The sequence below is a fragment of the Devosia sp. LjRoot3 genome (assembly GCF_964252865.1).
GTDB lineage: Bacteria > Pseudomonadota > Alphaproteobacteria > Rhizobiales > Devosiaceae > Devosia.
Genome location: NZ_CAXUPK020000001.1, coordinates 491,167 through 516,277 on the forward strand (window position 1 = coordinate 491,167; position 25,111 = coordinate 516,277).

The window sequence follows — 25,111 nt, forward strand, 5'->3', positions numbered from 1 at the left end:
CCATGCTGCTTGGCTTCGAACATGTCGGCATGACCGTCTCGGACATGGACCGGGCGGTCGCCTTCTATTGCGACCTGCTCGGCCTCAAGCTGGCCCTACGCAAGCCGGTCGACCGCGGCGAGATGGGCTTCTTTGATACTGGCACTGGCATGCTCGAGGTCTTTGCCCCCGCCACCAAGACTGTCGACCGGTTCCGCGACGTGCCCAATCACGAAGCGGGCCTGCGTCACATCACCTTCGCCTTTTCCAGTGTCGACGAGAAATTCGCCGAGCTGGAGGCCGCGGGCATCGAGGTGGTGGAACGGCCGCGCGCCGCCTTCCACAAGGAAATGATCCAGCGCGTCGCCTTCGTAAGGGACTATGACGGCATCCTTGTCGAGCTCATAGAACGAGCCCCAGGACGGACGAGCTAAAGTCCGTCCTCAAGTAGGGCATGGCACCGGTCCAACGCCCAGTCGGCTAGTGCCTCGTCGCCCGCCTTCGCCGCTTCATAGGCGGTACCAAGGCCAATATGGATGGCGTAGGTCACGAGCCGGTCCCGCTGGTCGAGCCGGTGCGGCTCGTTTTCGATGACATAGCGGCATTGCTGTTCCATGCAGTCGAGCCAGGGCCGCCAGAAGAAGATGTTGGCGAGGTCGTAGAGCGAGTCACCGACCATCGCCTCGGACCAGTCGATCAGACCGGTTACTCGGCCATCTGCCACCAGCACATTGTTCGATCCGAAATCCCCATGGATGAGCCGCCGGACTTCGGTCTTGTATTCCGCTTCGCTCTCGATACGCCCCAACAATTGAGGCAGGCGCGCAGCCTCGACAGGGGAAAGGAATGTCCAATCCCGCGCCGTCATCGACAGGAGAAACTCGGACCAGCTTCTGTGGCGACCCAGCCCGTCCGGTGAAATTGGCCCATAACCCTGGCCCCGGGCCATGTCGCACCGCTCTAGCCGGTCCAGGAGACTGCATATGGCACGGCCATAGTCATAGGCGCCGCCCGCGGCCAAATCCTGCAAGGTTGTCCCGAGCGCGCGTTCCGAGACGCAGGCGTAGTAGCGGCCCATCGGGGCAATCAGCCTGATTGCCGGAATGGGCAGGTCCGCCGCGCTAAAGCGTTCTCCAGCCATCCTGTCCATGTCGAAATCACGACGGGAGGCATTTATGCGCAGAACGAGATCTTCTCCGTTCCAGCGAAATCCAAAGGCCCGTGACTCCTCGCCTTCGCTTAGAGAATGCAGATGCTCAATTTCGCCAACAGTACTGCGCAAGAATGCAACTGCATCCTCTGTTGCAATCGGCGGCTTGTTCCCGGCCATTAGCCCCCAGTGACGCTCATATGCCGCGCCACAGCCGGAGCGCCGGTGCTGCCGCGATCCAACACGAAATCATGCCCCTTGGGCTTGATCAGCATGGCCTGATCCAGCGCCGCGTCGAGCGCTTCCGGCCCGCCCTCCCGCAGCGCGTCCCGCAGGTTCACCTGGTCTTCCTGGCCAAGACACAGGAAAAGTTGCCCGGTCGCCGTCAGGCGTACGCGATTGCAGCTTTCGCAGAAATTGTGGCTCATCGGGGTGATGAAGCCCAGCACGCCCCCGGTCTCGGCGACATGCACATAGCGTGCCGGCCCGCCCGTACGCTTGTCGAGCCGCGTCAGCGTATAGCGCCGCGCCAACCGGTCGTGCAGTTCGCGCAGCGGCAGATAGCTGTCGACGCGATCGATCCCGACTTCGCCCAGCGGCATGCCTTCGATCAGCGTCAGCCCCATGCCCTTGCCGTGAGCCCAGGCCATCATCGGCTCGATCTCGTCGTCATTGACGCCGCGCATCGCCACCATGTTGATCTTGATCGCGAGACCCGCCGCCTGCGCCGCCTCGATCCCGGCCAGAACGTCGGGCAGGCGTCCACGGCGGGTAATGGCGGTAAAGCGGCCTTTGTCGAGCGTATCGACCGAAACGTTGATCCGCCGCACGCCGGCGGCGAAGAGGCCCTCGGCGTGCTTGGCGAGCTGGCTGCCATTGGTGGTAATGGTCAGCTCTTCGAGACCCGAGCCGATGCGGCTGCCAAGGCTCCTCACCAGATCCATGATATCGCGCCGCACCAGCGGCTCGCCGCCGGTCAGCCGAATCTTGGTCGTGCCGCGTGCGATGAAGGCCGAGGCAATAGTCTCGACTTCCTCAAAGCTCAGCACGTCCTTCTTGGGCAGAAAGACCATGTCTTCCGCCATGCAATAGACGCAGCGGAAATCGCAGCGATCCGTCACCGAAATCCGCAAATAGCTGATGGTCCGGCCATAGCGGTCGATCAGGGGACGGGACGGGAGGAAAGGCGCGTTCATGAATGCCATTCTAAGGCTTTAGCGGCGCAATTGGAATTGCGATCTCTGCGCTGCTGGTACGCACCTGCCCCAAGCAAAAGGGGCCGCCGAAGCGACCCCTTCAAAATTCCTGTCGTCAGATCTTAGTGATTGACGACGATCCGGGCGCCAACCTTTACGCGCTCATAAAGGTCGGTCACGTCGTCATTGGTGAGACGGATGCAGCCCGAAGACACCGCCTGGCCGATAGACCAGGGCTCCGAAGTGCCGTGCACGCGATAAAGGGTCGAGCCGATATAAAGGGCGCGGGCGCCAAGCGGATTGTCCGGGCCGCCCGGCATATAGGCCGGAAGATCGGGAACGCGCTTGCGCATGGCCGGGGGAGGGGTCCAGCCGGGCCACTCGGCCTTGCGGGTGATGCGGTGGCTACCGGACCAGGTGAAGCCATCACGGCCCACACCGATGCCGTAGCGCATGGCCTTGCCGCCTTCGAGCACCAAATAGAGACGGCGTTCGCCGGTCTCAACGACGATCGTGCCGACTGCATAATTGCTGTCGTAGTCGACGATCTGCTTTTTGACCGGGCTGCCGCCGCGGCTACGCGTAGCCACAACGGAAGGTTCTTCCCAGGTATTGGTATCGGGATTGTAGACGCGGGCGGCCTGGCTTGGCACGGCCATGCCTACCGCCAACAGGATCGACAGCACCACGGCCATAGCCGCTTTCATAAACTTCATGCTCTTCCAGGCCTCTGAATGAATGCGGCTCAATGATTCGGTCACCGCAAGTAATGCCGCTATTTACATTTCCGCATTTTAGTCGAGAAGGGTTAATAGTCACCTTTTAGCCACATCCGTGGCACCCTTGCCTTATTGTGTTGCTGCGCCGCTACAGTGGCCATTCACCAATGCGTGAACAGCCCGGCCAGCAAGGCTTGACAGCATGGTCTGCGAGCCTGCATCACGCTTGCATATTAGCGAGGTGAACATGTCTGAAGATCTCAAGCGCGAAGCAGCGGCGAGAGCCGTTGAAGATGTTCGCCCCGGCATGCGCCTTGGCCTTGGAACCGGCTCGACCGCCCGTCATTTCGTGGACCTGCTCGGCAGCAAGGTTGCCCAGGGCCTCGACGTGATCTGCGTCCCGACCTCCGAGGTTACTGCCCGCCAGGCCGAAAGCCTCGGCATTCCGCTCTCGGACCTCGATCGTCTCGGCCGGCTCGACCTTACGGTCGACGGGGCCGACGAACTCGATGCCAATCTCAATCTGATCAAGGGCGGCGGTGGCGCTCTCCTGCGCGAAAAGATCGTGGCAGCGGCCTCCGACACCATGATCGTCATTGCCGACAGCACCAAGGTGGTCGAAACCCTCGGCCGCTTCCCGCTACCCATCGAAGTCAACCGCTTCGGCCTCGGCGCCACACGCCACGCCGTTGACGCGGTGATCAAGGCGCATGGGGCTGAGGGCGGGCTGAAGCTGCGCGGCGAAGACAAGCAGGAAGTCTTCGTCACCGACGGGGGACACCTGATCCTTGATGCTTTTTTTGGCCGCATTTCGCAGCCAGAAGCGCTTTCACGCGATCTGCTCGACATTCCGGGAGTGGTCCAGCACGGACTTTTTCTCAATATGTGCAGCAAGGCTTATGTGGCAGCGCCCGATGGCGTAAAAACACTTCTCAAGGGCAAATGACGTCAGCCCGCAACAGACAGATGGGGAACCGGATGAACAGGGATTTTATGCGCGGCGCCAAGGCGATCTTCGCGGCCGTGGTGACTGCCAGCATGATTGGCCTCGCAGCCCCCGCCTTTGCGCAGGAAGTGCCGCCCGAGCAGCTGGCACTGGCGCGCAAGTATATCGACCTGACTGACCGCGGCGGTGTCTATGAAGTCACCATCGTCGAGACCGGCGTCGAGGCGATGCAGCAGATCGTCACGCAGAATCCCGAGATCATCGACGAGACCAATGCGGCGATCACCAAGGTCATCGAGGAATATCGCGGCCGCAAGGGCGAGCTTCTCGACCAGTTCGCCCGCGTCTACGCCCTGCGCTTCACCGCCGAGGAACTGCAGGCGATCGTGACGTTCTACGAAACACCGACCGGCCAGAAGCTGGCCCAGGCCAATTCCGAGATCAACACCGATCTCCAGCGCGTGATGCAGGTCTTCTCGAACAACCTCAAGCGCGAATTCTTCGCCAAGGTTCGTGCCGAGCTGAAGGCCCAGAACATCGAAATCTGATCGATCGGTTCTGCCAACCATTGACCCCGCCAATGTGCGGGGTCTTTTTTTGTGCGCGACAGACGCCTAGATATATCGTCAAGTGACGATGAACGACTTGGGGACTTCCATGGCTTACGACTACGATCTTCTGGTGATCGGTGCCGGTTCGGGCGGCGTGCGCGCTGCGCGCATGTCGGCGACCTATGGCGCCAAGGTGGCCATCATCGAGGAGTTCCGCGTCGGCGGCACCTGCGTCATCCGCGGCTGCGTCCCCAAGAAGCTCTATGTCTATGCCTCCCGCTTTGCCGATCAGTTCGACCTCGCCCCCAGCTTCGGCTGGCAGGTCGATGCCAGTTTCGATTGGCCGACGCTCGTCGCCGCCAAGGAAAAGGAAATCACCCGGCTTGAATCGGCCTATACGGCCAATCTCGAAAAGCCCGGTGTGGAAATCATCAAGGAGCGCGCTGTTGTCACCGGCCCCAACAGCATCAAGCTCCTCGGTTCTGGTCGCGAGCTGACCGCCGAGCGCTTGCTGATCGCAACCGGCTCACACCCCTTCATTCCCAATATTCCCGGCGCTGAATTCGGCATTACCTCCAACGAAGCCTTCGACCTGCCGACCCTGCCCAAAACCATCCTCATCGAGGGCGGCGGCTATATTGCGGTGGAGTTCGCCACCATTTTTGCCGGCCTCGGCGTCGATACGACCCTGATCTATCGCGGCGACCGCGTCTTGCGCGGCTTCGACGAAGACATGCGGATCGGCCTTGAAGCAGGCCTCACCACCCGCGGCGTCAGGCTGATCTATCAGACCACCATCGCCTCGCTCTCCAAGATGGGCGAGGCTGTCCACGCCACCTTCAGCGATGGCGTCACCGCTCCCTATGATGCGGTGATGTTCGCCACCGGCCGCCGCGCCAATACGACCGGCCTCGGTCTCGAAACCGCCGGCGTAGAACTCAACGCCGATGGCAGCGTTGCCGTCGACGCCTATTCGCAGAGTTCCGCCCCCTCGATCTACGCCGTAGGCGACGTTACCGGTCGCGCCCAACTCACCCCGGTCGCCATCCGCGAAGGCTGGTACTTTGCCGAGACGGTCTACAACAACAAGCCGCAGGCCGTTGACCACTCGATCATCCCGACCGCCGTTTTCAGCGAGCCCGAAATCGGCGTGGTCGGCCTCAACGAAGAGGAGGCCGCCACCCATGGCGATATCGACGTCTACGTCGCCCGCTTCCGCCCCATGCAGAACACGCTGTCCACCAGGACCGAGCGCATGGTCCTAAAGCTCATCACCGAGAAGAACGAAGGCAAAGTGCTGGGCGTCCATATCCTCGGGCCCAGCGCCGCCGAAATGATCCAGCTTGTCGGCATAGCCGTCGGCATGGGCGCCACCAAGGCCGATTTCGACCGCACCATCGCGCTCCACCCGAGCGCCGCGGAGGAACTCGTGACCTTCAAGGCCCCTAGTTACATTTATCGGGATGGCAAGAAGGCCGCTTGACCGCGCTTAGGCCTTGGCAGGGCCCGCGTGGCTTGGTAGACCGCCCGCACCCAAGGATGCCCCCGGGTGAGCGAGATGACCATGACCACGTGGACCCCCAATAGCTGGCGCGAAAAGCCGATCAAGCAGGTTCCTGCCTATCCCGATCCGGCAGCTCTCGCCGAGGCCGAACGCCAGCTCTCGACCTTTCCCCCGCTGGTCTTTGCCGGCGAAGCGCGCGAACTCAAGGCTCGCCTTGCCGCCGTTGCCCGTGGCGAGGCCTTCCTCCTCCAGGGCGGAGACTGCGCCGAAAGCTTTGCCGAACATGGCGCGGACCATATCCGCGACTTCTTCCGCGTCTTCCTGCAGATGGCTGTTGTCCTGACCCACGGCGCCTCGAAGCCCGTCGTCAAGGTCGGCCGCGTCGCCGGCCAGTTTGCCAAACCCCGCTCGGCCGATACGGAAATCATCGACGGCGTCGAGCTGCCGAGCTATCGCGGCGACATCATCAATGCCATCGAGTTCAACGAAGCCGCCCGCGTGCCCGATCCGGACCGCATGCTGCAGGCCTATCGCCAGTCGGCTGCAACGCTCAACCTGCTGCGCGCCTTCTCCATGGGCGGCTATGCCGAGCTGACGCGCATCCACGAATGGACCATGGGCTTCATGAAGGGGTCCAACTGGAACGTCCGCTTCGAGGAAGTTGCCAAGAAGATCGATGACGCCATCACCTTCATGGCGGCCCTCGGCCTCAACCCGGAAAACACCCCGGCCCTGAAGCAGACCAGCTTCTACACCAGCCACGAAGCCCTGCTTCTCGGCTATGAAGAAGCCCTGACCCGCCGCGATTCCATCACCAACAACTGGTACGCGACCTCGGGCCACATGCTCTGGATCGGCGATCGTACCCGCCAGCCCGATTCCGCTCACGTCGAATACTTCGCCGGCATCCACAACCCGATCGGCATCAAGTGCGGCCCAAGCCTTGCCAATGACGATCTCCTGCGCCTGCTCGATCGGCTCAACCCGACCGACGAAGCCGGCCGCATCACCCTGATCTCGCGCTTCGGCGCCGAAAAGGTGCACGAGCACCTGCCGCGCCTTATCGAGACCGTGCAGAAGGCCGGCCGCACCGTTGTCTGGTGCTGCGACCCCATGCATGGCAACACCATCAAGGCATCCACCGGTTACAAGACCCGCCCCTTCGATCGTGTCCTCACCGAAGTGCGCAACTTCTTCGACGTGCACCGCGAAATGGGCACCTATGCCGGCGGCGTGCATATCGAAATGACCGGCGACGACGTCACCGAATGCGTCGGTGGCCTCTCGGCGGTCACCGAAACCACCCTGGCCGATCGCTACAACACCTATTGCGACCCGCGCCTCAATGCCAGCCAGGCCCTGGAACTGGCCTTCCTCGTCGCCGAGGAAGTGCATTCCCAGAAGCCGCCGGTCCAGCGTCGCGTCGCCGGCGAATAGTCTCTGTTTCAAGGTGAACCCAAATAGGGGCCGCGCGTTCATTTTGGGCGCGTGGCCTTTTCTTTGCCCGCATCCGGGCACAGGATGGTGCTTCGTCAAGGTGAGTAGGTAATGCCGAGATCTCTGTTTCCCCACGCTGCGCCCGAAACTCGAGCCGCGCTTGAACGAGACCCGACAGTCAAGTTGCTCAACGACTATGATTGGACCCAGAATCCTCTGGGCCCGATTCCCGACTGGCCGGACAGTCTCAAGGGCGCCGTGCGCCTGGTCATCGTTGCCTCCACGCCCATGGTCATGATGGTGGGCGAAGAAGGCATCCTCATCTACAACGATGCCTATGCCCGCTTTGCGGGCCAGCGACACCCGGCGATTTTCGGCATGCCCGCCGAAGAGGCCTGGCCCGAGATCGCCGAGTTCAACAGCCTCAATATAGAGCGCGGCCTCAGCGGGGAATCCTGGTTGCTGCGCGACCAGGAACTGGAGCTCAATCGCCATGGACAGCTCGAAACGAGCTGGATGGACCTTCACTACAGCCCCATCACTGGCGACAACGGCCTCTCCATGGGCACGCTCTGCATTGTCCACGAAACCACCGACCGGATTCTCACCGAGAAGGCGCTGGCCCGCAGCGAGGAGCGCCTGACGCTGGCGCTGTCCAGTTCTGCTCTGGTCGGCACCTGGGATTGGGACGTCGTCAACAATATCGTCACCGCCGACGATCAGTTCGCGCGCCTCTACAATATCGATTCCCAGATCGCCGGCCTCGGCGCGCCGCTCGAGCAATATCTGCTCGCCATCGAGCACGAAGATCTGCCGCGCGTGAATGCCGAATTGCAGCAGGCCATCAAGGACGGTACCGAGTTCCGCAGCGAATATCGCGTGGTCAGCGAGGATGGTGTCCGCCGCTGGCTCATGGTGTCCGGTCGCCCGCGCATGGATGCCAATGGCAAGGTCTACCGTTTTCCGGGCGTCGCCATCGACATTACCGATCAGCACTGTGCCGCAGAGGCCCTGGCCAAGAGCGAACTCGAATTCCGCACCTTGGCCGATACCATGCCGCAAATGGTCTGGGCGACGCGGCCCGACGGCTTCCACGACTACTACAATGCGCGCTGGTACGATTTCACCGGCGTGCCCGTCGGCTCGACCGACGGCGAAGGCTGGAACAACATGTTCCATCCCGAAGATCAGGAGCGCGCCTGGGGATTGTGGCGTCATTCGCTGGAAACCGGCGAGCCCTATCAGATCGAATATCGCCTGCGCCATCACAGCGGCGAATATCGCTGGACGCTGGGGCGGGCTCTGCCCGTTCGCGACAAGCACGGGCACATCCTGCGCTGGATCGGCACCTGCACCGATATCCACGACTCGCGCCTCGTTGCCGAGGAGCGTGAATTGGTGGCCCAGGAACTGAGCCATCGCATCAAGAACATTTTTGCCGTCCTGACCGGCATCGTCTCGCTTTCGGCCCGCGGCCAACCCGAGGTCAAGCCATTCGCCGAGCAGTTGCGGCAACGCATCTTTGCGCTTGGTGAAGCCCATGACTTCGTCCGCCCGCAAAACTATCTCTCAACCAGCCAGGCAGGGCAGGGCACGCTCTCGGCGCTCGTCACCCGGCTCATGCGCCCCTATGAAGGCGAAGATGGCGAAAACCGCGTCCGCTTTTCGGGCGAGGACACCGTCATCGACGATGCGGCCGCGACGCCCCTCGCTCTGCTCTTCCACGAATTGGCGACCAACGCCGCCAAATATGGCGCCCTGAGCCGGCCCGAAGGCTGGACGGGCATTTCCGGCCGCACCGAAGGGGAGCAATTCCACCTGACGTGGAAAGAACACGGTGGTCCCGAGATCAAGGAGCCCAGCAACCTGTCAGGCTTCGGCTCAAAGCTCATTGACCTATCCGTGAGCGGTCAATTGCGTGGTTCGATCGAGCGTTTCTGGGAAAAGGACGGGCTGCGGGTGGAAGTGTCCCTGCCGCTTGCTGCACTGACCCGTTCGAGCCGCTTGCGCCCGGCCGAAAAGGCCGAAGACGCTTGAAGCGCGAAAGCATGTCTCCCGAAAGTGGTCACCGGTTTCGGGACAAAGACATGCGTGAAAGAGCTGATGCGCACAGAGCGATCCCTCGGGATCGCGACGCGCTTTAGCTTAAGTCGCGATCGGGCTTCCATCTGGCCAATCAAACAGCCGCAGGCGCCGCGGGGGCTTGGCCTCGGCGGCGGCACGGCGCGCCACTGCATAGTCGACAACGTCGCGCAGGTCTCTCTCGGCCACGGGCTTGGAGACGACGCCAATGGTGCCGGGCACCCCGGTACCAAGCTGGGCCGGGTTGGCGGTGATGAAGATGACGCTCGCCCCATGGGTCTGCGCCAGGATCTTGCCGATCTCGATACCCGTCGCGCCATCGCGCAGGTTGAGGTCGACGAGAGCGACCTCGGTGTCGCCTGCAAAGCGCAGGGCGCTCTTCTTGTCGGCGGCTATGCCAACGGGATCGTGCCCCATCTCGGCAACGATCTGTTCGATTTCGGAAGCGACGAAGATTTCGTCTTCAACGATGAGAATACGGCACGACATTACAAGACTGGCTTCTGAGAAACGTTCATTTGACCCGACAAACTCCCGACTCGTCGCCTCGGTTGCATGCAGCACAGACAATGGAGGCCTGCAAACGGTATTTTCGGCCAAGGAAGTTACCAAAGCACCAATCGCCCCAACCGCTAGCTTAGTGGAACATTAACCCTAATCATTCACAAACATTCCACGATGTTTGACGGTAAAGCCGATCGGGAGTGTGTGATGAAGCAATTTGCATTGAGCGCCCTTGTGCTTCTTTCGAGCGCCGCGACCCAGCAAGTGCTTGCTGCAGACTATGGCGCGCTCCCCGGCCTGCGTCCCTCCTATCCCGATCAGTGGCAGCCGGAAGCGGATGATCCGCTGAGCTTCGATGTCGGCGTGCGTTACTGGTATTCGATCGGCAAGCAGGAGCATTCGGTCGGCACCTTTACCCAAACCATGGAAACCCGCAGTCACACGGGCGAAGCCTATGCCCGTATCAACGATGATTCCACGAACTCATTCCTCGAAGCCTTCGGCGGCTATGGCGTCGCTCACGAAGGCACCTATTCCACCAATGGCGGCCCGTCGGTGAGCCTGCCGGCCGCGCGCCTGGGCTACGCCGGCCTTGATTTCGGTTGGCTTCCCCTTGGTAGCGATCATTTCAATTTCGGTATGGTCACTGGCTATCAGTACATGAACGACTCGCCGGACACCGGTCGCGCCAACTTCCTGACGGGGACCAGCGCCGTCAATGTGGGCGGTGGGGTGTATAATCTCTCCGGCGGCGGCGACAGCAAGATCAACAATTTCGAGATTCACAGCGCCAAGCTCGGTCTTGCCGGCAAGATGGACTTCGGGAACTTCGACATCTTCGGTGAGGCTGCGGCAATTCCCTATTCCTGGGTCACTGGCACTTACGGTGCATTGCAAGTTGAAGATCCACCACCCATTGGCACGACGCTGGCGCAGGGTTCTGCTGTCGCCATCAATGGCCACGCCTATGGCGCGAGTGGCAAGCTGATGGTCGGCTTCCGCCCCACCGAAAATCTCTCCATTCGCGTGGGTGGCCGCGCCTCGTACCTGACGGGTCAATACGACGCCACGTGGGAAGAAGTGGCCGTCGTGGGATCTGGCGCGCAACGCCAGCGCTACATCTCCAACAACAACCCCTTCTCCATGCTGCGTTACGGTGCACTCCTCGAAGTCACCGGCCGCTTCTAGGGCAGGGCGCCTCCCCGGCGCTTGCTCTCCCACGGTCCAGAGGCTAAGTCTTGCCCGCGTTCGGCCGCAGGCCGGGCGGTCCGTCCATTTGCTTAGGTTTCCTCCGTGACCGACCAGCTCAGAATTGCGCTTGCCCAGCTCAATCCCAAGGTTGGCGACCTTCCCGGCAATCTCGCTTTGGCCAAGAAGGCCCTTGCCGACGCGGTTGCCGCCAAGGCCGACATCCTCATGCTGTCCGAGCTGTTCCTCACCGGCTATTTCCCGGACGATCTGCTCTTCAAGCACCAGTTCGTCACCGACGCCATGGCCGCGGCCCAGACCCTGGCCGCTGAAACCGCCGGCACCGATGTGGTCCTTGTCCTGCCCACCATCTGGAAGGACCAGACCGGCCTCCACAATGCCGTCCTCGTCGCCGAAAAAGGCCATATCTTCGCCCTGCGCTTCAAGCGAGAGCTGCCCAATGACGACGTCTTCTACGAAAAGCGCTACTTCGCCGCCGGCCCGCTGCCGCTGCCGGTGACCATCAAGGGCGTCTCGGTCGGCATCCCGATCTGCGAAGACATCTGGCACCCCTGGGTCTGCGAACACCTCATGCGCGAAGGCGCCGAAATCCTGCTCTGTCCCAATGGTTCGCCCTACTGGACCAACAAGCAGCACATCCGCAAGGAACTGGTGCGCAAGCACGCCGTGGAACACGACGTCCCCCTGATCTATCTCAACCAGGTCGGTGGCCAGGACGAACTCGTCTTCGACGGCGCCTCCTTCGCCATCGCCCCCGGCGACAAGCTGGTCCTCCAGGGCAAGTCTTTTGAAACCGACTTCCTGGTTTCCGACTGGCACCGCGAAGGCGATACCTGGACTTCTGACAATGGCCGCATCGAAGAGCTGACCTCGGTCGAGGAAGCCCCCTGGCGCGCCGCCGTCCTTGGCCTCCGCGATTATGTTTTCAAGAACGGCTTCAGCCACGTCGTGCTCGGCCTCTCCGGCGGCATCGACAGCGCGGTCGTCGCCGCCATGGCCGTCGATGCCTTTGGACCCGAAAAAGTCCACTGCATCATGCTGCCCTATCGCTACACTTCGGACGAAAGCCTCAAGGACGCCAGGGACTGCGCAGAGCGCCTCGGCGTGCGCTACGACATCGTCTCCATCGGCAATCCGGTCGACGATGCGCTCGTCGAACTCGCGCCCATCTTCGACAATCGCCCCGCCGATCTCGCCGAAGAAAACATCCAGTCGCGCATGCGCGGCGTCGTGCTCATGGCCGTCTCCAACAAGCTCGGCTCCATGCTCCTCACCACCGGCAACAAGTCCGAAATGGGCGTCGGCTACGCCACCATCTATGGCGACATGAACGGCGGCTACAACCCGCTGAAAGACATGTTCAAGATGGAAGTCTATGCGCTGGCCGATTGGCGCAACAAGCATATGCCCGGCGACAGTTTTGGGCCCTCGGGCGAAGTCATCCCCCAGTCGATCATCGACAAGGCCCCCTCAGCCGAATTGCGCCCCAACCAGACCGATCAGGACAGCCTGCCGCCCTATCCGGTCTTGGACGATATCCTGCGCTCCATTGTCGAGGACGAGATGAGCCTCGGCGATGTCGTCGCCCGCGGACACGATCCCGCTTTGGTCAAGCGCATCGAACGCCTCATCAACATCGCCGAATACAAGCGCCGCCAGTCCGCTCCGGGTCCAAAGCTGACCCCGCGCGCTTTCGGCCTTGGCCGCAAATACCCCATCACCAATGGCTATAAGGACGTGACCGTCGGATGACCGTCGTTCGCTGGGCCCCGTCTCCCACGGGCCGCATCCATCTCGGCAATGCCCGCCCGGCGCTGCTCAACTGGTTTTTCGCCCGCCGCACCGGCGGCCGCTATGTCCTGCGCATGGACGACACCGATCTGGCGCGCTCCACCCGCGAATTCGCCGATGGCATCGAAGTCGATCTCGCCTGGCTGGGCGTAACGCCAGATCTTCTCGTCCGCCAATCCGAACGCACCGCGCTCTATGACGCCGCCCGCGACAAGCTGATCGCCGCCGGCCGCCTCTATCCGGCCTACGAAACCGAAGACGAACTCGACCGCAAGCGCGCCCGCGCCCGCCTTCTCGGCAAGCCGCCAATCTATGACCGCGCCGCGCTCAGCCTGACCGAAGAAGAAAAGGCCAAATACGAAGCCGAAGGCCGCAAGCCCCATTGGCGCTTCAAGCTCGATGGCCGCCCGGTGCAGTTCCAGGACCTTATCAAGGGCCAGCAGACGGTCAACACCGCCTCCATGTCCGACCCGGTCCTCATCCGCGCCGACGGCTCCTATCTCTATACGCTGCCATCCGTGGTCGATGACATCGACCTCGGCATCACTCACGTCATTCGCGGCGAAGACCACGTCTCCAATACCGGCACCCAGATCGAGATCATCGAGGCCCTCGGCGGCACGGTCCCGACCTTCGCCCACCACAATCTCCTCACCGACGCCGCTGGCCAGGGCTTTTCCAAGCGCCTGGGTTCTCAGTCGATTTCCGATTTCCGCAATGAAGGCTATGAACCGCTCGCGGTTGCCATCATGGCGACCCTCACCGGCACCAGCCTTCCCATCGAGCCCTACGAAAACCTCGACGCCATTGCCGAAAAACTCGAACTCTCGATGATTTCACACGGCGCCGCCCGGTTCGATCCCGCCGAACTCGACAGCCTCAACGCGCGCCTCCTCCACACCATGTCTTATGAGGAAGCGCTCCCGCGCCTCTCCTCCATGGGCCTCGAAGGCGAAGCCATCTGGCTTCTCCTGCGCGAAAACCTCGTGCGCTTCCCCGATATTGCCGAATGGTCGAAGCTCGTCACCGGCCCCATTGAGCCCGTTGTCGCCGACGAAGACCGCGAGTTCCTCGACCTCGCCAAGGCCATGCTGCCGCCCGAACCCTGGGACGAAACCACCTGGTCCACCTGGACCAATGCCCTCAAGGGCGCGACCGGACGCAAGGGCAAGCCCTTGTTCATGCCGCTCCGCATGGCCCTCACGGGCCGCCATGATGGTCCGGAGCTTAAGTCCCTGCTCGTCCTGCTTGGGCGTAAGGCGTGTCTGGACCGACTACCCTGACGGTCTTTTCACCGAAGTGAACGATCCGCAGGTCCGCCTCGGCCGGCGTCTGGCTGGCGCTGGGGCGGACAGCGACTTCGCCTGGACCCGCCGGACGCGGGCGGGGCAGGGGCACATCGATCATGGCCACAGCCGCAACGGCCTCGACCGGCGCCGCCTGAACCGGTGTCACCGGCACCGCGCCGCGCGGATCGCGCCGGGGCAGGGGGAAGGACAGGCCGGCAATATCGAGCATGGCCTTCGCATCGCCGCCACCTGATGCGGTGAGCGTCACCGTGCCGTCGGTCTTCGGCGCCACCTTGCAGCTGGCATTCTTGTCGAACTGGTTGCGATAGGCAAAGGCGGTGGGCAGCGACGTATAGGGCGAGCCATAGACGTTCTGCATCTGCTCCGGCTCCTGGCCGGGATTGTCATAGTAATAGAGGTCGACCTGCGTGTTAGGACACATGGCCTGACACTGCTGCAGGTCGTTGCCGATATATTCGTGCAGGGTCGAATAGCTGATCGGCCAGAAATAGCCGTCTGAAAGCCGCACACAGACGGTGCGCACGGTCGCATAGCCCTGATAGCCCCAGTAGTCGCCACCATCCACCATGTCGCCATTGGTGAAATCGCCTTCCGAGGTCGAGCCGAAGACGCGATCAAAGATCGACTGGCGTTCCTGGTTGAACGTGGCGGACGAGCCGGCATTGCAGCCAAAGCGCGCCATCTCCTGCAAAATAGCCTCGCGCTGCTGCGCCACGGCATTGGCCGTGTCGACCGATTGGGAAACCTTGGCGAACTCGTCGCGCAGGCTCAGCACCGCCCGGGCGATCTGCTGGCACTGCCGCGTCAGCTGCTGCCCGGCTCGCGCCGCGTCGTTACAGCCCTCGCGAATATACTGGCTTTCCGCCGCCTGCACGTCGCGCTGCAATTGCCGCGCCGCGCCCGAATTGTTCTGCATCTGTCGGAAGTCGCCATTGCGGTCGAACTGGCGCAAGGCATTGTCGAGCTGCATGCACTGGGTCGATTGGGCATAGACGGTCTGCACATCGAGCGTAAAAATCAGTGCCGCCAGAAGCAGCAAAATCGACGCGCGAAAACCAGAAGCAGATAAGGTCACGAATGGGTCCTGTTCGTCGGCCATATCAGGCGGCCGTATGTCGCCTTAAGACATCGCTGGCGACAATGGCAACACTATAGCAATCTGAAACGCCGACGATATCGCCGCCAGGCAACACAAAAGAGAGATCGCCCGTCCATGAAACTCGCCACCCTCCGCGCGAACCGCCCCGACGGGCAACTGGTTGTCGTTTCCCACGATCTCTCGCGCTGTGTCTCCGCCGGCCGCATCGCCCCCAGCCTGCAAGCGGCTCTGGACGATTGGGATCGCTTGTCTCCGGCCCTCGCGGCTCTCTCAGGCCAGCTCGACAAGGGCGAAATATCGGGCCAGCCCTTCGAGCCCTCCGCCGTCCTTGCCCCGCTGCCCCGCGCTTTCCAGTGGATCGATGGCGCCGGCTATATGGGCCATCTCGAACGCGTCCGCTCCCTCAAGGGCAGCAAGGACGAAGAGCTGCAATCTGTCCGACCGCTGCTCTACCAGGGCGGCTCCGATTCGCTCTCCGGCGCCTCCGACCCCATCGTCGTCCCTGAGGATGACCTCGCGCTCGATTTCGAGGTCGAGGTGGCCGTCATCATCGGTGCCGTACCCATGCGCCCCAGCCGCGAACAGGCCGCCTCAGCCATTCGCCTCGTCACCATCTGCAACGACGTCTCCCTCCGCCGCCTCGTCGCCGACGACCTGCAAAACGGTTTTGGTTTCTTCCACTCAAAGCCTTCCACCAGCTTTGCCCCCGTCGTCGTCACTCCCGACACGCTCGGCGACCGCTGGCGCGACAATCGCCTGCACCTGCCCGTCCGCGTCGAGGTCAATGGCACGCTCTATGGCCAGCCCAATGCCGGCGTCGACGTCCACTTCGACCTCGTCGATCTCATCGTCGAAGCCGCCCGCACCCGCCAGCTCGGCGCCGGCACCATCATCGGCTCCGGCACCATCGCCAACCATCACGACGCGACCCTTCCCATCAAGGAAGACGGCATCGGCTTTGGCTGCATCGCCGAGGCGCGTACCGCCGAAAAGGCGAAATTCGGCCGCGCCCGCACGCCGTTCCTCAAGCCCGGCGACCGCGTTCGCATCGCGGCCATCGGCACCGGCGGGCGCTCGGTTTTCGGCGATATCGACCAGACCGTGGTGGCGCTCTCCACCTGACCTCAATTCGGTAACATTCCTGTGTTGACGTTGGGAGCGATGCAGCCGCATGGCAGTGTCACCCTGCCGGGGGAGGAGACCGGCAAGACGTCGTGCCGACGCTTGGAGCGGTTGGCAGCAAACGCATGTTGAGGGTGCAGCCTATGATTTTTCAGAAGTTTTCCGTGATCGCCGTCGCCGCTGTCCTCGCTGTCGGCACCGTCGCGGCCCTGGCGCAAGACGCCTTTACCCCGCCGGCGACGCCCGAAGAGGCCGTCACCATGCGTCAAAACCTGATGCGTGAAGATGGTGGCATTTTGCGCACTGCCGGCAACCTGACCGGTGCCGAAGCCGTCGCCGCCATGACCAAGCTGCGCGACAACTATAGCCATATCACGGCCCTTTTCCCCGAAGGCTCGATCGTGGGTGAATCCAAGGCGCTTCCCGCCATCTGGGAAAACTGGGATGCATTCGCAGCCATCGTCGACACGGGCATAGCTGCCGCCGAAAGCGGCCTTGCCGCCGCCGAAGCGGGCGATGCCGCGGCCTATGCCGCAGCTCTTCAAGCCATTGGCGGCACCTGCGGCCAATGCCATCAGCAGTTCCGGAGCTGATCCGCAGCCCACAGGGCAAAATCGCTCCAGTGGAGCGATTTTAGGGGATCAGGCCATGAGACCTACGGTCGAATGGCGGTCAGGAGCAGTTTAGAATTACGCCACAAGGCCCATGGTCGAGTGGCAGTTAGCCAGATCATCCTCCCTTGGATGATGTTCGCCTCCAAAGCGAAATGGGCGGCCCTCGGGCCGCCCTCTTTTCTTTTGCGCTTGATTTATTCAGTGCGCGCGGCCAATCTCCCGCCCATGAAGACCAAGTGCACCATTACCGCCTGCATTATTACCTGCTAACCCAAGCGTTGGCGGAGCGGTCTTCTTCATCTAAAATTCTCTGAAGATAGAGGCTCCCGCCAGCGGAGCGTTGTCAGGAAAAGTGGAAGCCACTTTTCCGGTTCGACAGCGCAACCACCTAAGACCATACCGTCTGGCCCATAGGACCTCTCGATGACCACGGCAAAGCCGCAGATCACCCTCTACAACACGCTCACCCGCACCAAGGCGCCCTTCGCGCCCATGGATGCGACCAATGTGCGCATGTATGTCTGCGGTCCGACGGTCTATGACTTCGCCCATATCGGCAATGCGCGCCCGGTCATCGTCTTCGACGTGCTCTTCCGGCTGCTGCGCCATGTCTATGGCCAAAGCCACGTCACCTATGTGCGCAACATCACCGACGTCGACGACAAGATCAACGCCCGCGCCCTCCGCGATTTCCCCGATCTGCCGCTCAACGAGGCGATCCGCAAGGTCACGGAAAAGACCGAGAACCAGTTCCTCGCCGACGTGAAGGCCCTTGGCACGCTGCAGCCGACGCATCAGCCGCGCGCCACCGACAACATCACCGAGATGCAAACCCTGATCTCGGCGCTGATCGAAAAGAACCACGCCTATAATGCCGGCGGCGAAGTCCTCTTCCGCACCCGTTCCATGGAAGATTACGGCCAGCTCTCCGGCCGCAATCTCGAAGACAATCTCGCCGGCGCCCGCGTCGCGGTCGAAGCCCACAAGGAAGACCCGGCCGACTTCGTCCTCTGGAAACTCTCCTCGGAAACCGAACCCGGCTGGCCGAGCCCCTGGGGTCGCGGCCGCCCCGGCTGGCATATCGAATGCTCCGCCATGTCCGAGCGCTATCTCGGCCAGACTTTTGACATCCATGGCGGCGGGCTCGACCTGATCTTCCCGCACCACGAAAACGAAATCGCCCAGTCCCGTTGCGCCCATGGCACCCATGCCATGGCCAATGTCTGGATGCACAACGGCTTCCTGCAGGTCGAAGGACAGAAAATGTCCAAGAGCCTCGGCAATTTCGTCACCATCAACGAACTCTTGGAAACCGGCGCCATGGGCGGCCGCGCCTGGATCGGCGACGTTCTGCGCCTCGCCATGCTCATGACCCACTATCGCGAGCCCATCGACTTCACGGTAAAGCGCCTCGAAGAGGCCGAGGCAAAACTCCGCGACTGGCAACGCGCCGCCCGCGGCGCCACCCTTGCCGAAGGCGAGGCCCCCGACGCCTCGGTGGTCAATGAACTGGCCGACGACCTCAACTTCCATCGCGCCAGCGTCGCGCTCGATTTCATCGCCAAGAAAGCCAACCGCGAAGAGGGCAATGCCAAACATTGCCTCGCCGCCACCCTGCGCTTCCTCGGCTTCAGCCTCGATAGCCTCCTCGACTCCAACGACGGCTGGGAAGCCCCCGCCCACATCGCCAACGCCATCGCCGACCGCCTCGCGGCCCTCAATGCCAAGGATTTTGCCAGGGCTGACGCCATCCGCAACGACCTCGCCGCCCAAGGCATCGCCCTCCTCGACTACAAGGACGAACAAGGCCAGCGCGCGACCAAATGGGAGGTGAAGAGGTGAGTTTTCGGGCTCCCGAACAAACCCCTCACCCGTCTCGGCCTCCGGCCGATCCACCCTCTCCCGCAAGGGGCGAGGGGAGCTCCTCTGCCGCCCAGTCCCCGGTGCCCCCTTCTCCCCTTGCGGGAGAAGGTGCCCGAAGGGCGGATGAGGGGTATTCTTCGCCGAAGCATCGAAAAGTTTCCGGTCTCCTCCGCGGCCGCGCCCGCTCCATGCGCCACGAACCGACTGAAGCCGAACAGCGGCTGTGGAGTCTTTTGCGAAGCCGGCGCTTCTCCGGTTTCAAATTCCGCCGGCAGTTTCCGGTCGATCACTACATCGCCGACTTCGTCTGCCTCGATGCTCGCCTTATCATCGAAGCCGACGGCTCCCAACACGCTGAATCCACCCGCGATCTCACCCGCGATACCTACCTCCACGCGCTAAATTTCCGTCTCCTCCGCCTCTGGAACAACGACATCCTCGCCCGTCCCGACGACGTCAGCGAAACCATATGGGCCACTCTCCACGAGAAACCCCAATGACAGCATTCCTCCTGACACACCCTGACCACAAGCCCCCATCTCCATGGCCTCCTCAACACAGGAGCTACCACCATGCTTGATCACGTCGGAATTCTCGTCGCGGACTGGAACAAGGCCAAAACTTTCTATGACGCAGCTTTCGCCCCCCTGGGCATCAGCTTTCTGATGCAGGTGCCAGAAGAATATACCGGCGGCGTCAAGGTCGGCGGCTATGGCAAGGGCCATCCCGATTTCTGGCTGACCGAAGCTAGGGATACCGGCCCCGGCCGCCACTACGCCTTCGCCTCGGAAAATCGCCCCGCGATCGACGCCTTCTATGCCGCCGCAATGGCCGCCGGTGGCCGTGACAATGGCGGCCCGGGCCTGCGCCCGCATTATAGCGAAAACTACTACGCCGCCTTCGTGCTCGATCCCGATGGCAACAATATCGAAGTGGTCTGCCATGCCCCCCAATGATGCCCATACCGGGGGCTGCCAGTGTGGCGCGGTTCGTTTCCGCGTCACACGTCTCGGCCGCCCCTCCATCTGCCATTGCCGCATGTGTCAAAAGGCGTTCGGCGGCTTTTTCGGCCCGCTGGTCACGTCACACAACGCCACCTGGACCCGTGGCGAACCCAAATGGTTCCAGAGTTCGGACGCTGCCCGCCGCGCCTTCTGCGGCGATTGCGGCACCCCGCTCGCCTATGAAACCCGCTTCGGCCTCGAACTCGCCATCGGCGCCTTCGACGATCCCACCGTCGCCGCCCCCGAAATTCAGGTAAATCCCGCCGACAAGCTGCCCTTCTTCGACACGCTGACCAGTCTGCCCATGCGCAGCGAAGTCAGCGACGAATGGCGCGACTTCATGGCCGGCATCCATTCCAACCAGCATCCGGACCACGATACGGAAGCCTGGCCGCCGAGGCAGGAATAAATGTCCGGCGCGGAGGAGAGCCTGGCCTGGCGTAAGGATGAAAGCGGAGACGATGTGCGTATCACCGGCGGCTGCCAGTGCGGCGCGGTGCGCTATGCGCTCCATCGCCAGCCCGCGCGCCCCTGCATCTGTCATTGCCGCATGTGCCAGAAGGCCTCGGGCAATCTCTTCGGCAGCTTTGCCGGGGTTCCCGCGCGCTTTTTCGAATTGACCCGCGGCCAGCTCTCGGTCTTTCGCACTTCCGACGAAGGCGAGCGCTGCTTCTGCGCGGCCTGCGGCACCCCGCTCGCCTGGCGCACGCCCGATCAATCGTGGGTTTCCATCACCATCGGCTCCCTCGACAATCCCGAAGCCATGCGCCCCACCCATTTTTATGGCGAAGAGGGCCGCATTTCCTGGGCGGCCGATGTCGTCGCCCATATCGCCACCATCACCGGCCAGGGCGATGACACGCTCGTGCAAGCCATCAAGCGCAGCAATCATCAGCATCCGGATCACGACACCGAGACCTGGCCGCCCAAGGAGACCACCTGATGGACCGCTACAAGATGGAGGTCAGCGGCGGCTGCCAATGCGGCGCCGTGCGCTATCACGCCACCGAAATGTTCGACAATTCGCACATCTGCCACTGCCGCATGTGCCAGAAGGCGGTGGGCAATATCTTTGCCGCCCTCGTCGCCGCCCCGCGTGAAGTTATCACCTGGACCCGCGGCGAGCCCAGCCGCTTCCGCAGTTCCGACCACGTCGATCGCGGCTTCTGCAACAAGTGCGGCACACCTCTTTTCTACGAAGACCTCACCGGCAACCGCGTCAATTTCACCATCGGCTCGCTCGATCATCCCGAGCTGTTCCCGCCCGGTGCCAATACCGGCAATGAAAGCCGGGTCCCCTGGTTCGATACGCTACCCGTGATTGAGCACGGCGGCATTACCGAAGACCCCAATCGGCAGGATTGGTGGAGCGGCATCAAGGCCACCAACAACCAGCACCCCGATCACGACACGGCCACCTGGCCCCTGAAATAACCAAGACTAACAGGCCCCAAAAATGTCCCGAGACCGCCTCTATCTTTTCGACACGACCCTGCGCGACGGCGCGCAGACGGCCGGCGTAGAATTCTCGCTCGAGGACAAGATCGCCATTATTGATCTCCTGGAGGAGCTGGGCGTCGACTACATCGAAGGCGGCTATCCGGGCGCCAATCCCGTCGACACGGCCTTTTTCGAAAAAAAGCGCACCAAAAGCGCCACCTTCACCGCCTTCGGCATGACCAAGCGGGCAGGGCGCTCCGCCGCCAATGATCCCGGCGTACAGGGTCTCGTCAATTCCGCCGCAGCCGCCACCTGTTTCGTCGCCAAGGCCTGGGACTATCAGGTCGAACTTGCCCTTGGCTCCACCACCGACGAACACCTCGAAGGCCTCGCCGACACGGTCCGCACAGCGGCATCAGCCGGCAAGGAAGTGCTTATCGACCTCGAACACTTCTTCGATGGGTTCAAAGCCAATCCCGAATACGCCCTCTCCTGCGTCACCACGGCCCTCGAAGCCGGCGCCCGCTGGGTCGTCCTCTGCGACACCAATGGCGGCACCATGCCCTCCGAAGTGCGCACCATCGTCGGCACCGTCCTCAAATTCGCCCCCGGCGAAAAACTCGGCATCCACCCCCATGACGATACCGGCCAAGCCGTCGCCAATGCCCTCGCCGCCGTCGAAACCGGCGTGCGCCAGGTCCAGGGCACGCTCAACGGCCTCGGTGAGCGCTGCGGCAATGCCAATCTCGTCACCCTGATTCCGACGCTGGTCCTAAAACCCTATTATGCCGAGCGCTTCGAAACCGGCATCACGCCCGAAAAACTCGAACGCCTGACGCACATTTCCCGCGCCTTCGACGATCGCCTCAATCGCGCCCCGGCGCGCCAGGCGCCCTATGTCGGCGCCGCTGCCTTCGCCACCAAGGCCGGCATCCACGCCTCGGCCCTGCTCAAGGATTTTTCGACCTACGAGCACGTCCCGCCCGAAAGCGTGGGCAATGAACGCGCCATCATGGTCTCCCAGCAGGCCGGCAAATCCAACCTGCTCACCGCTCTCGCGCGCCACGACATCGTGCTCGAAAAAGACGACCCCCGCCTCGAAAAGCTGCTCGCCACAGTCAAAGAGCGCGAAGCCCAGGGTTATTCCTATGACGGCGCCGACGCCTCCTTCGCCGTCCTCGCCCGCTCAGTCCTCGGCACGTTGCCAAGCTTCTTCGATGTCGAGCACTATCGCGCCATGGTCGAGCGCCGCCACAATGCGCAGGGCGAAGAGATCACCGTCACCGAGGCCGTGGTAAAAGTCCGCGTCGATGGCCAATTGCTCATGTCCGTCGCCGAGGGCAATGGCCCGGTCAACGCCCTGGATCAGGCCCTCCGCAAAGACCTCGGCATTTATTCGGCGCGCATCGAAGACCTGGAACTGGTCGATTTCAAGGTCCGTATCCTGGACGGCGGCACGGGCGCGGTCACCCGTGTACTGGTTGAAAGCCGAGATGGCACTGGCGAGCGGTGGAGCACCATCGGCGTCTCGTCCAATATCATTGATGCGTCCTTTGAAGCTCTGTATGAATCAATCACATACAAGCTGTTGAAGACTGAAGCGGTGCAGTCGTCCTCAGTATTGGCGACTGCGCGGCCAGCTCAAAAGGCGACTGGCTGACAACCGTCCGGGAGGACAAACTGGCCGAAACTGCTCCGAAACGACCTCTCGCCCTGACGATCGGGGCAGTTGCCGTCACTCTGCTCGTCATTGCCGGCGTTTTTGTCGCCCCCACTGCGGTAAACTGCTTCAACAGCCCCGATGGCATGGGCCAGTGCATCAGGGGCAAACTCGGCGATGCCGGCCTCTTCCCCAAGGCGCCGGTGGAAGCCGTGGCAGAAGTCGAAGCGCCGGCCGTGCCCGCCGCACCAGCCGCGCCCGAAGCACAGCTCACCGCCCCTGCGCTCGACGTCGTCCCACCCGCCGATGTTCCGGAAAATCTCGTCGCCGCGACCTTCGGCCTGCTCCGCGCCGAGCCCGATGGCTCCGTGGTCATCGCCGGCAGCGGCAGGCCCGGCAGCGAAGTGGAAGTCTATTCCGATGACACCTTGCTCGGCAGCACCACGGTCGAAAGCTCCGGCGATTGGGTCTTCGTGCCTGATCAGCCCCTGCCGGCCGGCGGCGTTGAAATCACGCTCGCCGAACGGGGCAAGGAGGGCAGGGCGGCCCAGTCCTTTGTCGTCGTCGTCAACGAAGACAAGTCCACCCAGCCGCTGGTTGTCGCCAGTGCCCCGGGCCAGGCGAGCGAAGTCCTGCAAGGTCTGACCCGCACAGACGCGCCGGCCGCAACGGCGGTCGCCACGGCCGAACCCGCCGCCCCAACCGCAGCCGAGCCGGCGCCAGTCGCCGTCGCTGCTGCGCCCACGACTGCCCCTGCTGCTCCCGCCACCCCGGCAACAACGCCTGCGACCCCGGCACCTGCTCAGACGGAGGTGGTGCAAGCGCCCGCCGCGCCCGAAGTATCCTCGCCGGCCGCCGCCACGACGCCGACCACACCTGCACCCGCTACGGCACCTGCGCCTGCAGCTACTCCCGAGGCTGCCGCCCCGACCGCTGTAGCAACCGCGCCCGAGCCAGCCACCCCCACGGCCGCCGCTACGCCTCCGGAAGCTCCAGCCGTGCCTGCCGCCGTGCCAGCAGCCCAGCTTGCCGACGTTCCGCCCACTATCGACGCCATCGAAATCGAGGGCAACCAGACCTTCTTCGCCGGTGCCGGTCCTGAAGGCGGCATCGTCCGTCTCTATGTCGATGACACCTTCGTCGCCGACTCCCCGATCGAAGGCGGTCGCTGGCTGGTCGAAGGCGGTGATGTGCTCGACGCCCCGAGCCAGCGCGTCCGCGCCGACCTGCTCGCCGCCGGTTCACCCGACGTGATCGCCCGCGCCGAAGTCGATTTCGTCGTCGACGTACCCGCGGAAGAACCCGCAACGGCCGTCGCCAGCGCCGACGTGACGCCCCCGGCGGCTCCGACCGCTGCACCCGCACCTGCCGCTGCCCCGGCCACCACGCCCGCTCCGGCTCAACCTGCTGCTCCGGCCGCACCTGCGACTGAGCCTGCTGCTGCTGCCGCTCCCACTGCCGCCACGCCCGCTCCCGCTCCGACCGAGCCGGCTGCACCGGCGCCGGCCCAGACCGCCGCGACTGCTGCTCAACCGGCAGCAACGCCGGCGCCAGTCGCCGCTGCTCCTGCTGTAACGCCTGCTCCGGCAACCCCTGCCGCTCCGGCCCAGCAACCTGCCGTCGCCGCAGCGCCAACCGCCCCGCAGCCGGTCGCCGAACCCGCCGTGCCCACCATGGTCGCGGTATCAGTCGGTTCCCCCGATGCCCAGCGTTTCGCCTCGGGCAAGGCCATCATCCGTCGCGGCGACAATCTCTGGACCATCGCCCGCCGCGTCTATGGCGAAGGCATCAAATATACGACCATCTACGATGCCAATACCGGACAGATCCGCGATCCCGATCGCATCTATCCCGGCCAGGTCTTCTCACTCCCGCAGTGAGGTTACTGACAGGAAATGGCGCCCACCGGGCGCCATTTTCACTCAGGGATT

General features: G+C 63.0%; 24 protein-coding genes. 19 read left to right on the forward strand and 5 right to left on the reverse strand.

Annotated elements, in window-relative coordinates:
• Positions 1 to 2 precede the first annotated feature (2 nt).
• The gene (locus ACSQ2A_RS02435; RefSeq protein ID WP_295410992.1) at positions 3 to 413 is read left to right on the forward strand and encodes a VOC family protein; all 411 of its coding nucleotides are present in this window, start codon (positions 3 to 5) and stop codon (positions 411 to 413) included.
• Here the strand turns inward: ACSQ2A_RS02435 and ACSQ2A_RS02440 are convergent.
• The 3 genes from ACSQ2A_RS02440 to ACSQ2A_RS02450 all read right to left on the reverse strand — a co-directional run bounded on the left by ACSQ2A_RS02440 (position 410) and on the right by ACSQ2A_RS02450 (position 3,041).
• Entirely contained in the window at positions 410 to 1,261 is an 852-nt protein-coding gene (locus tag ACSQ2A_RS02440) for a phosphotransferase family protein (RefSeq protein ID WP_436070932.1), read from the reverse strand. The genes ACSQ2A_RS02435 and ACSQ2A_RS02440 overlap by 4 nt on opposite strands.
• Before the next feature lie 47 nt (positions 1,262 to 1,308).
• Positions 1,309 to 2,334: a GTP 3',8-cyclase MoaA gene (gene moaA / locus ACSQ2A_RS02445; RefSeq protein WP_436070933.1), complete on the reverse strand. Its 1,026-nt coding sequence runs from the start codon at positions 2,332 to 2,334 to the stop codon at positions 1,309 to 1,311.
• A 113-nt stretch (positions 2,335 to 2,447) separates the two neighbouring features.
• A complete protein-coding gene (locus ACSQ2A_RS02450) occupies positions 2,448 to 3,041 on the reverse strand; it encodes a L,D-transpeptidase (protein ID WP_436070934.1) in 594 nt (197 codons plus the stop codon).
• Positions 3,042 to 3,291: 250 nt separating this feature from the next.
• On the opposite strand from ACSQ2A_RS02450, the gene rpiA reads away from it, so the two are divergent.
• The 5 genes from rpiA to ACSQ2A_RS02475 all read left to right on the forward strand — a co-directional run bounded on the left by rpiA (position 3,292) and on the right by ACSQ2A_RS02475 (position 9,519).
• The gene (rpiA, locus tag ACSQ2A_RS02455; protein ID WP_436070935.1) at positions 3,292 to 3,990 is read left to right on the forward strand and encodes a ribose-5-phosphate isomerase RpiA; all 699 of its coding nucleotides are present in this window, start codon (positions 3,292 to 3,294) and stop codon (positions 3,988 to 3,990) included.
• Positions 3,991 to 4,022: 32 nt separating this feature from the next.
• Positions 4,023 to 4,538: a DUF2059 domain-containing protein gene (locus tag ACSQ2A_RS02460; RefSeq protein WP_295410999.1), complete on the forward strand. Its 516-nt coding sequence runs from the start codon at positions 4,023 to 4,025 to the stop codon at positions 4,536 to 4,538.
• A 109-nt stretch (positions 4,539 to 4,647) separates the two neighbouring features.
• Entirely contained in the window at positions 4,648 to 6,024 is a 1,377-nt protein-coding gene (gene gor / locus ACSQ2A_RS02465) for a glutathione-disulfide reductase (RefSeq protein WP_436070936.1), read from the forward strand.
• 81 nt (positions 6,025 to 6,105) lie between these two features.
• Complete coding sequence (locus tag ACSQ2A_RS02470; protein WP_436070937.1) at positions 6,106 to 7,482, forward strand: class II 3-deoxy-7-phosphoheptulonate synthase; 1,377 nt, start codon at positions 6,106 to 6,108, stop codon at positions 7,480 to 7,482.
• A 183-nt stretch (positions 7,483 to 7,665) separates the two neighbouring features.
• Entirely contained in the window at positions 7,666 to 9,519 is a 1,854-nt protein-coding gene (locus ACSQ2A_RS02475) for a PAS domain-containing protein (protein ID WP_436070938.1), read from the forward strand.
• A gap of 108 nt (positions 9,520 to 9,627) precedes the next feature.
• On the opposite strand, the gene ACSQ2A_RS02480 is transcribed toward ACSQ2A_RS02475, so the two are convergent.
• Positions 9,628 to 10,053, reverse strand: coding sequence for a response regulator (locus ACSQ2A_RS02480; protein ID WP_295411008.1), 426 nt, complete (start codon positions 10,051 to 10,053; stop codon positions 9,628 to 9,630).
• Between the two features lie 222 nt (positions 10,054 to 10,275).
• Here ACSQ2A_RS02480 and ACSQ2A_RS02485 point away from each other — a divergent pair, with 222 nt between their 5' ends.
• The 3 genes from ACSQ2A_RS02485 (at position 10,276) to gltX (ending at position 14,351) form a co-directional block, all read left to right on the forward strand.
• Positions 10,276 to 11,256, forward strand: a complete 981-nt coding sequence (locus ACSQ2A_RS02485; RefSeq protein WP_436070939.1) for a hypothetical protein — start codon at positions 10,276 to 10,278, stop codon at positions 11,254 to 11,256.
• 105 nt (positions 11,257 to 11,361) lie between these two features.
• Positions 11,362 to 13,029, forward strand: coding sequence for an NAD+ synthase (locus ACSQ2A_RS02490; RefSeq protein WP_436070940.1), 1,668 nt, complete (start codon positions 11,362 to 11,364; stop codon positions 13,027 to 13,029).
• Positions 13,026 to 14,351, forward strand: coding sequence for a glutamate--tRNA ligase (gene gltX / locus ACSQ2A_RS02495; protein WP_436070941.1), 1,326 nt, complete (start codon positions 13,026 to 13,028; stop codon positions 14,349 to 14,351). Before ACSQ2A_RS02490 ends, gltX begins: the two co-directional genes overlap by 4 nt.
• Here the strand turns inward: gltX and ACSQ2A_RS02500 are convergent.
• Positions 14,296 to 15,453, reverse strand: a complete 1,158-nt coding sequence (locus tag ACSQ2A_RS02500) for a DUF2865 domain-containing protein (RefSeq protein WP_295411017.1) — start codon at positions 15,451 to 15,453, stop codon at positions 14,296 to 14,298. The genes gltX and ACSQ2A_RS02500 overlap by 56 nt on opposite strands.
• A gap of 138 nt (positions 15,454 to 15,591) precedes the next feature.
• Between ACSQ2A_RS02500 and ACSQ2A_RS02505 the strand changes: the two genes are divergently transcribed.
• The 10 genes from ACSQ2A_RS02505 (at position 15,592) to ACSQ2A_RS02550 (ending at position 25,060) form a co-directional block, all read left to right on the forward strand.
• Positions 15,592 to 16,599, forward strand: a complete 1,008-nt coding sequence (locus tag ACSQ2A_RS02505) for a fumarylacetoacetate hydrolase family protein (protein WP_436070942.1) — start codon at positions 15,592 to 15,594, stop codon at positions 16,597 to 16,599.
• 143 nt (positions 16,600 to 16,742) lie between these two features.
• Complete coding sequence (locus ACSQ2A_RS02510) at positions 16,743 to 17,192, forward strand: cytochrome c (RefSeq protein ID WP_436070943.1); 450 nt, start codon at positions 16,743 to 16,745, stop codon at positions 17,190 to 17,192.
• Between the two features lie 444 nt (positions 17,193 to 17,636).
• A complete protein-coding gene (gene cysS / locus ACSQ2A_RS02515; RefSeq protein WP_436070944.1) occupies positions 17,637 to 19,055 on the forward strand; it encodes a cysteine--tRNA ligase in 1,419 nt (472 codons plus the stop codon).
• A 101-nt stretch (positions 19,056 to 19,156) separates the two neighbouring features.
• Positions 19,157 to 19,576, forward strand: coding sequence for an endonuclease domain-containing protein (locus ACSQ2A_RS02520; RefSeq protein WP_436070945.1), 420 nt, complete (start codon positions 19,157 to 19,159; stop codon positions 19,574 to 19,576).
• A 72-nt stretch (positions 19,577 to 19,648) separates the two neighbouring features.
• Entirely contained in the window at positions 19,649 to 20,032 is a 384-nt protein-coding gene (locus tag ACSQ2A_RS02525; RefSeq protein WP_436070946.1) for a VOC family protein, read from the forward strand.
• A complete protein-coding gene (locus ACSQ2A_RS02530) occupies positions 20,019 to 20,489 on the forward strand; it encodes a GFA family protein (RefSeq protein ID WP_436070947.1) in 471 nt (156 codons plus the stop codon). The genes ACSQ2A_RS02525 and ACSQ2A_RS02530 overlap by 14 nt, the downstream gene beginning before the upstream one ends.
• Entirely contained in the window at positions 20,490 to 21,023 is a 534-nt protein-coding gene (locus ACSQ2A_RS02535) for a GFA family protein (protein ID WP_436070948.1), read from the forward strand.
• Positions 21,023 to 21,514 (forward strand): GFA family protein, encoded by a 492-nt coding sequence (locus ACSQ2A_RS02540; RefSeq protein ID WP_436070949.1) that lies wholly within the window; start codon positions 21,023 to 21,025, stop codon positions 21,512 to 21,514. Before ACSQ2A_RS02535 ends, ACSQ2A_RS02540 begins: the two co-directional genes overlap by 1 nt.
• Before the next feature lie 22 nt (positions 21,515 to 21,536).
• A complete protein-coding gene (gene cimA / locus ACSQ2A_RS02545; RefSeq protein WP_436070950.1) occupies positions 21,537 to 23,180 on the forward strand; it encodes a citramalate synthase in 1,644 nt (547 codons plus the stop codon).
• Positions 23,181 to 23,326: 146 nt separating this feature from the next.
• Complete coding sequence (locus ACSQ2A_RS02550) at positions 23,327 to 25,060, forward strand: LysM peptidoglycan-binding domain-containing protein (RefSeq protein ID WP_436070951.1); 1,734 nt, start codon at positions 23,327 to 23,329, stop codon at positions 25,058 to 25,060.
• Positions 25,061 to 25,111: the final 51 nt, after the last annotated feature.

What these genes read in the sequence shown, in the direction of transcription:
- ACSQ2A_RS02485 (WP_436070939.1), top strand. Translation starts at nt 10,276, where the DNA reads ATGAAGCAATTTGCATTGAGCGCCCTTGTGCTTCTTTCGAGCGCCGCG.
- ACSQ2A_RS02525 (WP_436070946.1), top strand. Translation starts at nt 19,649, where the DNA reads ATGCTTGATCACGTCGGAATTCTCGTCGCGGACTGGAACAAGGCCAAA.
- rpiA (WP_436070935.1), top strand. Translation starts at nt 3,292, where the DNA reads ATGTCTGAAGATCTCAAGCGCGAAGCAGCGGCGAGAGCCGTTGAAGAT.
- ACSQ2A_RS02535 (WP_436070948.1), top strand. Translation starts at nt 20,490, where the DNA reads ATGTCCGGCGCGGAGGAGAGCCTGGCCTGGCGTAAGGATGAAAGCGGA.
- ACSQ2A_RS02470 (WP_436070937.1), top strand. Translation starts at nt 6,106, where the DNA reads ATGACCACGTGGACCCCCAATAGCTGGCGCGAAAAGCCGATCAAGCAG.
- gor (WP_436070936.1), top strand. Translation starts at nt 4,648, where the DNA reads ATGGCTTACGACTACGATCTTCTGGTGATCGGTGCCGGTTCGGGCGGC.
- ACSQ2A_RS02460 (WP_295410999.1), top strand. Translation starts at nt 4,023, where the DNA reads ATGAACAGGGATTTTATGCGCGGCGCCAAGGCGATCTTCGCGGCCGTG.
- ACSQ2A_RS02540 (WP_436070949.1), top strand. Translation starts at nt 21,023, where the DNA reads ATGGACCGCTACAAGATGGAGGTCAGCGGCGGCTGCCAATGCGGCGCC.
- moaA (WP_436070933.1), bottom strand. Translation starts at nt 2,334, where the DNA reads ATGGCATTCATGAACGCGCCTTTCCTCCCGTCCCGTCCCCTGATCGAC.
- ACSQ2A_RS02530 (WP_436070947.1), top strand. Translation starts at nt 20,019, where the DNA reads ATGCCCCCCAATGATGCCCATACCGGGGGCTGCCAGTGTGGCGCGGTT.
- gltX (WP_436070941.1), top strand. Translation starts at nt 13,026, where the DNA reads ATGACCGTCGTTCGCTGGGCCCCGTCTCCCACGGGCCGCATCCATCTC.
- ACSQ2A_RS02550 (WP_436070951.1), top strand. Translation starts at nt 23,327, where the DNA reads ATGGGCCAGTGCATCAGGGGCAAACTCGGCGATGCCGGCCTCTTCCCC.
- ACSQ2A_RS02435 (WP_295410992.1), top strand. Translation starts at nt 3, where the DNA reads ATGCTGCTTGGCTTCGAACATGTCGGCATGACCGTCTCGGACATGGAC.
- cysS (WP_436070944.1), top strand. Translation starts at nt 17,637, where the DNA reads ATGACCACGGCAAAGCCGCAGATCACCCTCTACAACACGCTCACCCGC.
- ACSQ2A_RS02510 (WP_436070943.1), top strand. Translation starts at nt 16,743, where the DNA reads ATGATTTTTCAGAAGTTTTCCGTGATCGCCGTCGCCGCTGTCCTCGCT.
- ACSQ2A_RS02450 (WP_436070934.1), bottom strand. Translation starts at nt 3,041, where the DNA reads ATGAAGTTTATGAAAGCGGCTATGGCCGTGGTGCTGTCGATCCTGTTG.
- cimA (WP_436070950.1), top strand. Translation starts at nt 21,537, where the DNA reads ATGTCCCGAGACCGCCTCTATCTTTTCGACACGACCCTGCGCGACGGC.
- ACSQ2A_RS02480 (WP_295411008.1), bottom strand. Translation starts at nt 10,053, where the DNA reads ATGTCGTGCCGTATTCTCATCGTTGAAGACGAAATCTTCGTCGCTTCC.
- ACSQ2A_RS02505 (WP_436070942.1), top strand. Translation starts at nt 15,592, where the DNA reads ATGAAACTCGCCACCCTCCGCGCGAACCGCCCCGACGGGCAACTGGTT.